The organism is Sinobaca sp. H24 (assembly GCF_023845525.1).
The window spans coordinates 39,413-51,096 of the sequence record NZ_JALBWT010000018.1; the positions used below are offsets into that span (position 1 = coordinate 39,413).

At 46.2% G+C, this 11,684-nt stretch carries 11 protein-coding genes; 9 read left to right on the top strand and 2 right to left on the bottom strand.

Going from position 1 to position 11,684, the window contains the following annotated elements:
- Window positions 1-109: 109 nt before the first annotated feature.
- The 4 genes from MMY81_RS33440 to MMY81_RS20030 all read left to right on the top strand — a co-directional run bounded on the left by MMY81_RS33440 (window position 110) and on the right by MMY81_RS20030 (window position 4,526).
- Window positions 110-1,072 (top strand): PAS domain S-box protein, encoded by a 963-nt coding sequence (locus MMY81_RS33440; RefSeq protein WP_252314237.1) that lies wholly within the window; start codon window positions 110-112, stop codon window positions 1,070-1,072.
- Window positions 1,027-1,857 (top strand): sigma 54-interacting transcriptional regulator, encoded by an 831-nt coding sequence (locus MMY81_RS34355; protein WP_252314286.1) that lies wholly within the window; start codon window positions 1,027-1,029, stop codon window positions 1,855-1,857. Before MMY81_RS33440 ends, MMY81_RS34355 begins: the two co-directional genes overlap by 46 nt.
- 189 nt (window positions 1,858-2,046) lie before the next feature.
- A complete protein-coding gene (gene speB, locus MMY81_RS20025) occupies window positions 2,047-2,988 on the top strand; it encodes an agmatinase (protein ID WP_252314238.1) in 942 nt (313 codons plus the stop codon).
- Between the two features lie 68 nt (window positions 2,989-3,056).
- Window positions 3,057-4,526, top strand: coding sequence for a YjiH family protein (locus MMY81_RS20030; protein WP_252314239.1), 1,470 nt, complete (start codon window positions 3,057-3,059; stop codon window positions 4,524-4,526).
- 326 nt (window positions 4,527-4,852) lie between these two features.
- On the opposite strand, the gene liaF is transcribed toward MMY81_RS20030, so the two are convergent.
- Window positions 4,853-5,596, bottom strand: a complete 744-nt coding sequence (gene liaF / locus MMY81_RS20035; RefSeq protein WP_252314240.1) for a cell wall-active antibiotics response protein LiaF — start codon at window positions 5,594-5,596, stop codon at window positions 4,853-4,855.
- 82 nt (window positions 5,597-5,678) lie between these two features.
- Window positions 5,679-7,067: a sigma-54 interaction domain-containing protein gene (locus MMY81_RS20040; protein WP_252314241.1), complete on the bottom strand. Its 1,389-nt coding sequence runs from the start codon at window positions 7,065-7,067 to the stop codon at window positions 5,679-5,681.
- Window positions 7,068-7,333: 266 nt separating this feature from the next.
- Here MMY81_RS20040 and MMY81_RS20045 point away from each other — a divergent pair, with 266 nt between their 5' ends.
- The 5 genes from MMY81_RS20045 to MMY81_RS20065 all read left to right on the top strand — a co-directional run bounded on the left by MMY81_RS20045 (window position 7,334) and on the right by MMY81_RS20065 (window position 11,645).
- Complete coding sequence (locus tag MMY81_RS20045; RefSeq protein WP_252314242.1) at window positions 7,334-7,507, top strand: hypothetical protein; 174 nt, start codon at window positions 7,334-7,336, stop codon at window positions 7,505-7,507.
- 91 nt (window positions 7,508-7,598) lie between these two features.
- Window positions 7,599-7,841: a sodium:solute symporter family transporter gene (locus MMY81_RS20050; protein ID WP_252314287.1), complete on the top strand. Its 243-nt coding sequence runs from the start codon at window positions 7,599-7,601 to the stop codon at window positions 7,839-7,841.
- Window positions 7,842-7,869: 28 nt separating this feature from the next.
- Window positions 7,870-9,096, top strand: a complete 1,227-nt coding sequence (locus MMY81_RS20055; protein WP_252314243.1) for a sodium:solute symporter family protein — start codon at window positions 7,870-7,872, stop codon at window positions 9,094-9,096.
- Window positions 9,097-9,123: 27 nt separating this feature from the next.
- On the top strand, window positions 9,124-10,422 hold the full coding sequence (locus tag MMY81_RS20060) for an ArgE/DapE family deacylase (RefSeq protein WP_252314244.1): 1,299 nt from the start codon (window positions 9,124-9,126) through the stop codon (window positions 10,420-10,422).
- Entirely contained in the window at window positions 10,419-11,645 is a 1,227-nt protein-coding gene (locus MMY81_RS20065; RefSeq protein WP_252314245.1) for a Zn-dependent hydrolase, read from the top strand. Before MMY81_RS20060 ends, MMY81_RS20065 begins: the two co-directional genes overlap by 4 nt.
- Window positions 11,646-11,684 lie beyond the last annotated feature (39 nt).

Here is an 11,684-nt window from a genome sequence, read left to right on the forward strand (position 1 = left end):
AGTATCGGTCCAAGCTCTCTATTTTATTGAAAAGTTCAAGCGCTTTGTCTACACCCCTCTTTTATTCCCGTACTATAATAGGTTTAATAATAAAACTTAGGAGGCGCTCATGCATTTCAGCGATATTGTATTAAGTGAAGGATATCTTCCTGCCGGCAGCATGTCCCTTTTAACATTAAAAACATATTACTATGATCATGATACATGTACGCTTCCTGTCCTGGAAAAGGAAAAAGTGGTAAATATACTTTCTCTGTCCGATTTGGAAAGCAGCGGTCTTCCCGCTATTTCCAGCGGTTCTTCAGCCGATCCTATCATTTGTGCCCACCCTGAAGACCTGCTGGAAACATACGTTGATCTTAAGCAGTCCATTCTGCCCGTGGTGGGTTCAGACGGTACATATGCTGGATTTATATCCCTGCTTCATCTTCGGCAGATTCTCCAAGTCTCTCAATCGCTTCGTTCGAAGCAGAAACATCTGGAAGAAATCAATGAAGAATATGAAATGATTCTTGAAACATCCCATGATGTGGTGCAGGTAACCGATGAAAAAGGAACAACGTTAAGAATGAGCAGATCCAGCGAAACAATTGACGGTATCTCCCCTTCACAGCTTTTAGGGAAGAGCATGAAGGAGATGGTGGATCAGTCATTGTACTCGAAATCGGCCGCAATGGAAGTTCTTAAACTGCAAAAGCCGGTTACAATTACGCAGTCGGTCAACAACGATAAAGAAGTATTAGCAACCGGCACGCCTTTTTTTAAAGACGGCCGTCTTTACAGAGTAGTAGTGAATGCACGCGACATTACGGAATTAAACAAACTTCGTAATGAAGTGAAAAAAGTAGAATACATTAAAGAAGAGCTTCAAATGCTTCGAAGCAAAACACTCGCTCTTCCCGATACTGTGGTTAAAAACAAAAAAATGCAGAATATTTTTTCGATAGCCTCCCGCGTAGCAGACGTCGATTCAACCATTCTGCTGTTTGGAGAGTCCGGTGTGGGAAGGGTGTTATCGCTAAATATATTCATAAGAACAGCCGTCGGGCCGATGGTCCTTTTATTAAAATAGACGTATCCGCCATCCCTGAAAACCTCCTGGAATCGGAATTATTCGGCTATGTGAAAGGAGCCTTTACCGGCGCTGCTTCTGAAGGCAAGCCCGGGATGGTAGCGCTTGCTGAAAACGGCACCTTATTTTTAGATGAAATTGGCGAGCTTCCTATTCAGCTTCAGCCTAAACTGCTGCGGCTTATTCAAGAAAGAACCTTTATCCCTGTCGGCGGACAGTCCCCGCGGCCAATCAATATTCGCGTTATCGCTGCAACTCACCGCAATCTGGAAGAAATGATAAAGGAAGGAACCTTCCGGGAAGACTTATACTACAGGCTGAATGTAGTTCCTTTTCTCATTCCTCCCTTAAGAGAACGCACAGAAGAAATTCTGCCTTTTGTTTTTTATTATTTAAAACAATTTAATACAAGGTATCATTTAAAAAAAGAAATACAGCAGGAGGCTCTTCATTATTCACCAGCTATGACTGGCCCGGGAATATTAGAGCTTCAAAATATCATTGAACGCTTAGTCGTTACCTCTAAAGAAGACTTAATCAGTAAAGAAGAACTGCCTGACCTTATCCTTCATTCAGGTGGAACGGAAGATTCCCAGCTGCTTCTGGAGCAGCAGCTTTCGCTCAAGAAACTGATGGAACGCTACGAAAAAAACATACTAACGAAAATAGCCGCTGCATCCGGTGATACGAAAGAAGCCGCGGACTGGCTTGGGCTGGATAGAAGCACCATACGGCGCAAGTTCAAGAAACATGCTATTCCCTTTCCCGAAAAAGGAAATATCTAGAAGGCAGAAAATCCTCCAGAGGCATTTCTGCCTTCTTTTCTTATTCCCTATTCCCAGCTTTTAAAAAGGAATTGAAATATCTGGAAGGCACTTCTGCTTCCTATTTTTATTACTCCCCCTTTATGTAACGGGATTTAATGATGGCACGATAATTGCAGTTACTAATCATTAAATAAAGGAGGATGAGATATGAACAACTCAACGACGAATGGATTAACCTCTCCCCGATTTTCCAACACCGGGAATTTCATGAGGATGCCTCACGTAACAACTGCAGAGAATACGGATTTTGTTATAGTTGGAGTTCCTTTTGATACTGCCTCCTCCTTTCGGACAGGCTCGCGCTTTGGACCTAATGCCGTACGTACAATTTCTGCGATGATCAAGCCCAATAACGTTCAGCTGAAAGTGAATGTGCTCGAGCATCTCGAAGGAGGAGATTACGGCGATATTCCTATTGTTCCAGGGTATATGGAACCAACTTTTCAAAGTATTGAAAGGGAGCTCGATACCATACTAAGCCATGATTCGATACCAATTACTATAGGCGGCGACCACTCTATCGTCCTTCCCGAACTTCGGGCCATTGCGAAAAAGCACGGGCCGGTCGCTTTAGTTCATTACGATGCACATGCAGATATTAATGACACGGTTTTCGGAGAAAAACATAACCACGGCACTCCTTTCCGCCGCGCTATTGAGGAAGGGCTGATTGATCCTTCCCGATCCATTCAAATCGGGATGCGGGGCTCCCTTTACTTTGCTGATGAATTTGAAGAAGCGGCCAGGCTCGGTCTAAAGCTGATTCCTGCCCACGAAGTTAGAGAGCTTGGCTTTGAGAAAATAGGCCAAATGATTCGGGAACGGGTCGGCGATCACAAAGCATTTTTTAGTTTTGATATTGATTTTGTTGATCCTGCTTATGCACCCGGCACCGGTACGCCTGAAGTGGGCGGTTTCACCTCTTTTGAAGCTTTGGATCTTATTCGAAAAGTAAAAGACATCAATTTTGTCGGCTTCGACATGGTGGAGGTTCTTCCCGCTTATGATCATGCAGAGATTACGGCTTACCTGGGTGCTAATGTATGCTTTGAATTTATGTCCATGATTGCCTATAGAAAAATAAAGTAAGAGAGAGCGTTTTGGAGAGCTTCTGTTATTCCTCGTTATTTATCTTTCAAAATAAGAGGAGGAAGCTCATGAAACAACAAACAGCAGATACCAGAGAAAAAACGGCTTTTGATAAACATGACATTAAAAGCTCTACAGAAGGAAAAGACCTGGATCAATTAGAAATGGATAAGAAAATGTTCCGCACTGGATTAAGTAAATCTATTTTCTATTCATTGACTGCGGTTATCTGCTTTTTTGTTCCTATCACAATAGACGGACAAGTGGACGTCGTTTTTGGTTATATTTATAACTTTTTTCTAGCCGTGTCAGGTCCCTTCAGCTTATGGGGCGTTGCACTGCTTATAACGGTGCATTCTCTTCTCAGCACTTACGCTCACGTGGGGTCATTTAAAAATAAATCACTTCAATCTTATTATCAACACGATACGGCTGTTCATACGTTCTTTTATTTATTGGGTGCTTTCTACGTTAACATTTATGTACTGCATGTCGGCCTGTCGGGATTTACTGCACCAGAATGGATAGTTGGAGAGGGTACCGGCGGCACCGTGATTCCTTCTATTGTTCTTACGGTTGCCTGGATTATACCGATAGCAGCTATATTAATGCCTCTGCTGCTTAATTACGGCGCTCTGGATTTTGTCGGTTCTCTTCTGGAGCCGATTATGCGTCCCTTGTTTAAGGTACCGGGAAAAAGCGCTATCGACGCAATTGCAAGTTTTATCAGCTCTTCTTCTGTTGCCATTTTAATTACGAGCAATCTGTATAAAATGAATATATATACAAAAAGAGAAGCCGTTGCTATTGCTACAAGCTTTAGTGCAGTCAGCGTCGGCTTCGCCATTTTAGTTATTAACACCGCTGAAATGGGCAGTGATTTTATTCAAATCTATTTCACGGCGCTTCTGATCGCGTTTATTATTTCATTTTTTATGATCCGGATTCCGCCTCTATCCAGACAGACCGACCGCTACTATGACGGCAGTATGCAGTCAGAGGAAGAAAGGTCCAATGAAGCAAAGTTTGAACTGGCTGTTCTTCCGAGAGGGATTTCGAGAGCTGCCAAAAGAGCTTATTCCGCTGATTCTCTGCTTCATGAAATGAAGGTTAGTTTAAAAGGGGCATTGGCCGTTCTTCCAAAAGTATTGGCAATGCTCGCTTCTATTGGCATAACCGGTCTGATCGTGGCAGAATACACGCCCGTATTCAACTGGCTCGGCCTTCCCTTTATCCCTCTTTTGGAGTTATTGAATGTTCCGAATGCTGCACTCATCGCGCCTTCCATTCCGGTAGGAATTGCAGAGATGTTTCTTCCAGTGCTCTTAATTGCCGGGGAGCTTAGTATTCTGGAACCGGGAGCCATTTATTTTGTAACCACATTGTCTTTGGTTCAAATCATTTTCTTTTCAGAATCTATTGTCGTCATTAACGCTACCCGCCTGCCGATTAAACTTTGGGAGCTGGTCGTATGCTTCTTCCAGAGAACATTAATCGCCATTCCTGTTATTGCCTTCTTTATGCACCTGATGTACTAATAAACAGGGGGCTGTCTTAAAAGAATATTAATGAAAAATAAAGATTTCTACCAGACGCACGCTTTCGGCAGGCCATACCTCAGCTAAAGAGAAAAAACACCTCTTTTACTTCACCGATGACTGTTCTGCCAGAGTCGGCGTCTGGTTATTTTGATGATTTTCCATATAAATCATATTTAAAAAATAGTTATGCTATTTTAAAAGCACCTCTTATTCCTTATAAAAGGGATACGAGGTGCTTTGTTTAACTTCCCTTTTTATATCGGAAAGAAAAGACAACGTTTTTAAAAAGTAGTTTTGGGACAAACCCTTTCAGCGTTTTAGGATTACCATCTTGCTTTTTTAATGACGATCTCCCCAATGCCTATATCAGCCTGGAGATACAGCCTGTGTTCCGGATCCGTGGGCGCCCGGTGTTCAAAGTGAGCATTGGAGAACATGCCGCCTTCCTTCTGCTTGAGCATGTTGACTTCGCCTATCCCTACTTTTGTCTGAACATCCGCATCCCATGTGTCAGGGAGGAATATTTTTATTTCACCGACGCCGCCTCTTATGTGCAGATGTAAATCCTTTTCTTTCACTTCCGCTTTGGATAAATCAATGACGACCTCTCCAATAAAAAATTCAATCGCTGTAGACGGCAGCGTGAACGGGATTTTTGTCCATTTGATTTCTCCCATCAGCATCTTTTTTTCTTTCATGTCTGACGGGGTGTCTGCAGGCTCTTTTTCCTCTTCAATCCGCCCTCCCGGCAGGTCCCTGTCAATATCTACGACCGGATTGCGTCTCGAATAAATAAACATTCCACCTGCCACTGCCGCTGCCACAAGAATAGCTGCAATAACGAACACAAAAAACATTCCTTCTAGATGACGGGCCAGGTGAATAACTGCAAGCCCGATAAATAATAACGAAAGCCAGCCCATTCCTCCCTTATAAAAATAATAAGCAAGGCCAAAAGCAATGACCGGCCAGATAAGAAATCCAAGACTAATACCAGCCTGAGAGGATAATAAATTGGCGCCGACGATAACAATAATCAGAACGACCCACCATATATTATTTCTCATATTTCCCCCGCCCTCATGTTTAAATTTGGAAAAAAATACCCTTTTTCATTATTATACGCTTCCGCCGAAAAGAAAAGAAGGTTCAATTTACGATGTATTTCTTTTTGCGGCGCATATAAGAAGACTGGGATAAACCAAGTGCCGCAGCTGCTCTTCGGGTAGAGGAATGCTTTGCTTCGGCTTCAAGAATCATCTTCTGTTCCAGTTCCTCCACGGCCTCCGCCAGCGTCCGATTTGCACCATCGGCAAAGGAGTATCTGCCTCCCGATACCTCCCGGATAATATCATCAGGCAGGTCACTGGTATTCATGTCGTCTTCCTCTGCCGTAATGACCATTCGCTCCACAACATTCTCCAGTTCGCGGATATTCCCAGGCCATGAGTAATCCTGCAGCAGTTTCAAAACCGCGGAAGTAAAGCGCCGCTGTTTTGCATGCTGGCTGTTGAAACGATCAAGAGCCACCTGCAGCAGCGGATAAATATCCTCTCCTCGGTGGCGCAGAGCCGGAAGATGTACAGGCAGCACGTTCAACCGGTAGTATAAATCCTCGCGGAAGGCCTGACGGGAAATCATCTCTTTTAAATTTTTGTTTGTTGCCGTTACAATCCGGGCATCGACGGTCCGCGGCGCCGTTTCACCAATCGGCAGATACGTTTTATGCTGTACTAGCTGCAAAAGCTTCGACTGGATGTGCATGGGCACTTCTCCAATTTCGTCCAGAAAAAGCGTCCCCTTATCGGCGAGCTCAACGAGACCGACCTTCCCGCCTTGATAAGCACCTGTAAATGATCCCTTTTTAAAGCCGAACAGCTCGGATTCCATTAACGCTTCGGGAATGGATCCGCAGTTAATAGAGATAAACGGTCCTTCGTGCCGATCGCTGAATTCATGAATTTTACCGGCGGCCGAGCTTTTCCCTACCCCTGTTTCACCAGATAAGAGGACAGTCGTGTCTACCGCAGCCACTTTCTTTAATAAGTCCAATGTATTCGTGAATGCTTTACTTTTTCCGGTAAACTGTTCTCCCTTTTCCTTATTCCGCTGCAGACGTATGCCCCGGACTTCCTGGCTGTAAAAACGAAGCAGATTCTCAGCCTGTTCGAGCTGTTTGGTCGTCTGCATGTCTTTTGTAATATCCCGGGAAACTACAATGACCAGCTTGTCCTCCTTCCACGGAATAATATAGCCGCTCACAAAATACTGCCGGCCCTGCCAGGTCGTCTGCACTGAACTAACGGATTCTCCTGCCTCGAGCACCATTTTCGTAATAGACGGATTCATAATCCCCCTGCCTTCGAGTTCCCACACATTCTTCCCTTTCAATTCTTCTCTTTTCGATCCAAGTATTTTTTCGCTCGCATCGTTATTCCAGAGCGTTTCTCCCTTTCCATTTGAAAAATAAAAACCATCTTCCAGCGCATTGAATAGATCTTTTATCATCGGTGTCTCAAACAATGTTTTCAGATTCATTTTTTTCCCTCCTTACTGCAGATAATTATAAATTTTTAGATTATTCTTTCATTTTGAACCGTTATTGATTCATTTATTCAAAATGATCCATAATTCCGAATCATATTTGGTTCAATCGAACCGAATATGACAACCGTTTTCTATTTTTCAGTGTACCGATTCTGCAATGCCCTGTCAAAACAGGGTTCAAAAGCTGATAAACCTCATAGAAGTTGGCACGCTTCTTGCTTATGTATAAGGGTAGAACGAACCTGGAGGTGAACGTAATGAATATTGATGTATTCGTATTGTTTTTAAATGCGTTTTTAACGACTCTTATTTCTTCCGTTATTGTTGTCATTATTTTAAGAAGAAAATACCTGCCTGCCATCCGGAAAATGGAGCAGGAACAAAAAAATTCCGGGCAGCAGCCTGAATCAGAAAGGAGCGGTACCGAGTGACTACGACGATATTTTTTGTTGTACTAATCTTTTATGTAGTAGCCGGCGGCCTCGTCGCCAGACTTGTTAAAAAAAATCCGACTTCTATGTGATGGGAGAAAAGGGCTCCACACTATTGATCGTTGGTACGCTTGGCGCTACATATTTAAGTGCCGTTACGCTCCTTGGCATTGCGGGGCAGTCCTACGCTGAAGGGCCTCTCGTTATTGCTGCCCTCGGTTCTTTTGGAGCCTGGATCGGCACCTTGATTGCCGTCGTTTACATAGGCCGCAAAATGAAAGCATTAGGCTGTATGACCATGCCCGACTTTTTCGAAATGCGTTTTAAAAAATAAAACGGTCAGCATTATCGCCCTTATTATTATGATTGTCGGCCTGCTCGGCTACGGCGTCATCCAGCTTATTGGAGCGGGTCTTGTACTGAGCCAGGTGACCGGCATTTCCTTTCCTCTCATGATCGTACTGTTCACGCTGGCACTGCTCGTATTCTGTGCACTCGGCGGCATGTACGGCGTGGTCGTGACTGACACGATTATGCTGTTCACGATGCTTGCCATCTCCTGCCTGATTGCCCCTCTATTAATTGGCCAGGCCGGCTTTGATAACATGAAAGCATTAAGTGAAACGATTCCCTTTTACTGGACGATCGGCGGAGCCGAACAGCGGCCGCTGGGCTGGTCTATTTCCCAGTTTCTCGTCTGGATATTGTTCTTTTCCTGCACCCCTGCTCTTGTTTCACGAGTATTTCCCGCTAAGAACGATTTTGTTATTTTAAAAGCTGCCGTAATCGGCGTATTTCTCGCGCCGTTTATGCAGGTCATCGTTTTTCTTGCCGCAGGCGGCATGCAGGTTATCCAGCCCGGCATTGAGACAACGGACAACGTCATGATTATCGGCTTTATGAACCATGTGCCGGAGGCGTTGGGCGGACTCGGTCTCGCCGGCCTGATGGCTTCTATTATGTCCACAGCTTCCACCCTGTTTGTACTGACGGGTTTTGCCCTTGCCCGCGATTTATATGAACATTTATTTGATAAGAAATTAAGCGAAAAACGCAGCCTGCGTGTCGGCCGCTACGCTCAGGTTTTTGTAGCAGTAATTGTCTGTGTGATTGCTATTATGCAGCCGGCAGCCATTTACTGGATTTCCATTTATGCCGGGGCGATTTTCGGCGTCGGCTGGCTTCCTACCGTTGTAGGCGGGCTGGAGTGGAAACGCATGAACAGTCAGGCGGCAATTGGCAGTATGACGGCCGGAACTACCGCTTTTATTGTAGTAGATGAGCTTGTCCGAAGAGATATTATGACGCTTCCGATTCATATTGATTCGTTAATGGTAGCCTTTGCGGTCGGTGTACTGACACTGTTTATTGTCGGCTTCACTACGAGCCCTTCTGCTCATGAACAGGCTTTTTACAAAAAAATGAAACAGACAAGCATGTCCGGCATCACGATCAAAGACTTTGCCAGCCGTCCGGATGGTCTCGCTCAGCTGAAGAAGCAGTACAAGCAAACTATGATTATCTGCATCAGCTTTGTGTTCATTGCCGCGATTGTCTGGGGCTACTTCCTTATGATGCTAGGCTTTTAAATCCCACTATAAAAGGAGAAATGTACAATGCCTCATTTACAGAACGCTCTCACCGATATTCATCAAGCCATTGATAATCACTGGGAGGAACAGCTTGATTTTTTAAAAGAAATCGGCCGCTTCTCTTCTACGCTGGGCAATGAACAGCCGCTGCAGTCCTATATCGCCGATTACCTGGAAAGAACGCTCGACATGGAAGTCGACCGTTTCACGCCGGACGTGAAAAAGCTTTCCACCCATCCGGGCTTCTCGATTCCGGAGCATCCTTACGATGGACGGGAGGTCGTCGCAGCCGTTTCTAAAAGCCATGGCAGCAGCGGCAGCAGTCTTCTGTTTCAAAGTCATATTGATGTCGTTCCTCCGGGATCGCTTCGGTTTTGGTCAACGAACCCATGGGACCCTGTTCAGCGGGGCAATAAGCTATATGGCCGGGGCATGCAGGATATGAAATCCGGCGCCGCTGCCATGATCTTTGCCTACCGGGCTATTCGGGAAGCAGGCTACGAGCCGGATGCGCCCTTTATGCTGCAGACGGTTATTGAAGAGGAGTGCACCGGTAACGGAGCGCTCGCAGCGCTTGACAGAGGGTGGCACTCGGACGCCGTACTTATTCCGGAGCCATTTGGAATGAAAGCCTCCACCTCTCAGGTAGGCGTTGTCTGGTTCCGCATTACGGTCCTCGGCGCCGGTGCGCATACAGAGCGGGCCAGCGAAGCCGTAAACGCGATTGAAAAATCATACAAAGTCATTGAAGCGCTGAAAAGCTACGAACAGATGATCAACAAACGGGACCGCCCGGATGCCTATAAGAACCATCCCCATCCGTTAAACATTAATATCGGCACGATTCAATCCGGCGACTGGCCTTCGAGCGTTCCGGCTGAAGCCGTCATTGAAGGCCGGGCCGGACTGTTTCCCGGCCAGGATCCCGCTGCCATAAAGAAAGAGCTGCAAGCATGGGTGCTGGATCACGTGAAAGAGGACGAGTGGCTTGCTTCCCATCCGCCTGATGTATATTTTTTCGGCTTTCACGCCGAAGGGGCGGAAGTAGAGAAAGATTCCCCGATGATGGAGACGCTCGGCCGGGCGCATGAAACCATCCATAAAGACGCTTTATCTTTCCAGCCGATTACGGCAACGACGGATACGAGGTTTTACACGTTATATTACGATACCCCTGCCACCTGCTACGGCCCAATTGGCGGCAACATGCACGGCGGCGATGAATGGGTGGATCTGGAAAGCGTGAAGCAGGTAACAAAGGTATATGCTGCTTTTCTCGCAGATTGGTGCGGATTGAAAAAGCGGGAAGGTGACCATTCATGACCAATCGTATCAACGTCGATCGTATTCGTGACCGTCACGATCAGATTGCTGGCATTGGTGCCCTTTCCAGCGGCGGAGTATCACGACTTGCGCTCAGTGACGAAGATAAACAGGCAAGAGACGTTTTGCGCGGGTGGATGCAGGAGCTCGATCTTGTCATCACACAGGATGACCTGGGCAACATGTATGGCCTTCTTGCCGGCACGGACTCTGCGCTCGATCCGATTGTACTTGGCTCCCACCTTGACTCCGTTCCAAACGGCGGTACGTTTGATGGGGTCCTAGGCGTTCTCGCCGGACTGGAGGTGCTTCAATCCGTTCTTGAAACCGGACAAAAGCCGAGACGTTCGCTTCTGCTCGTAAATTTTACAAACGAAGAAGGCGCCCGTTTTCCCATTCCAATGATTTCTTCAGGTGTGCTTTCCGACACGTATACGACTGAAAAAATGATGGAGCTCCCGGATCAGAACCATATCACGATAGAGCAGGAGCTCCAGCGGCTTGATCTGCTGGGAGACAAAACCAGCCGGCTAAAGCGGGCGTATGCTTTTCTCGAGCTTCATATTGAACAGGGGCCTGTTCTGGAGGATAAAAGCAGACAAATCGGCATCGTTAGAGGTATTCAAGGGCTGTCGTGGCACGAATTCACGATTGTCGGCGATGCCGATCATGCCGGTCCCTCGCCCATGGCCTCCCGGGCAGACGCCGGTATTATGGCTATGAAAGTGATGCTTGCCCTACATGAATGGATCCTTCATTTGGAAGATCAGACGACCATTACCTTCGGGCAGATCAAAACGGAGCCTTTTTCCATTAACGTGATACCTGGAAAAACAACATTCAGCGTCGATATCCGCCATCCGGATAAAACGGTGCTGGACGAACGTCTTGTAGAAATGATGACACTTGTGGAAGAAACGATGGCACAGGAGCCGGGAAGCTGGGAGGAAGCACCGCTTTCCTACATGCCCCCGGTTACGTTCCACCTCCCTTTTCTGGAAGAGCTGGAATCCATCTGCCGCGAGCAGCGCTTTTCCTATTCCACCATGTTCAGCGGTGCCGGACACGATGCCATGCACATTAGCAAATTCATTCCAACGGTCATGCTGTTTGTGCCGAGCATCGGCGGCAAAAGCCATCATCCTGCTGAACTGTCGCGCTGGGAAGACATTGACCAGGCCGTGCAGCTCATGTATGAATGGACGACAGGGCACTGTTATTAATTATAAAAAAAGCAAAAATCCCGAAAGATGGGATTTTTG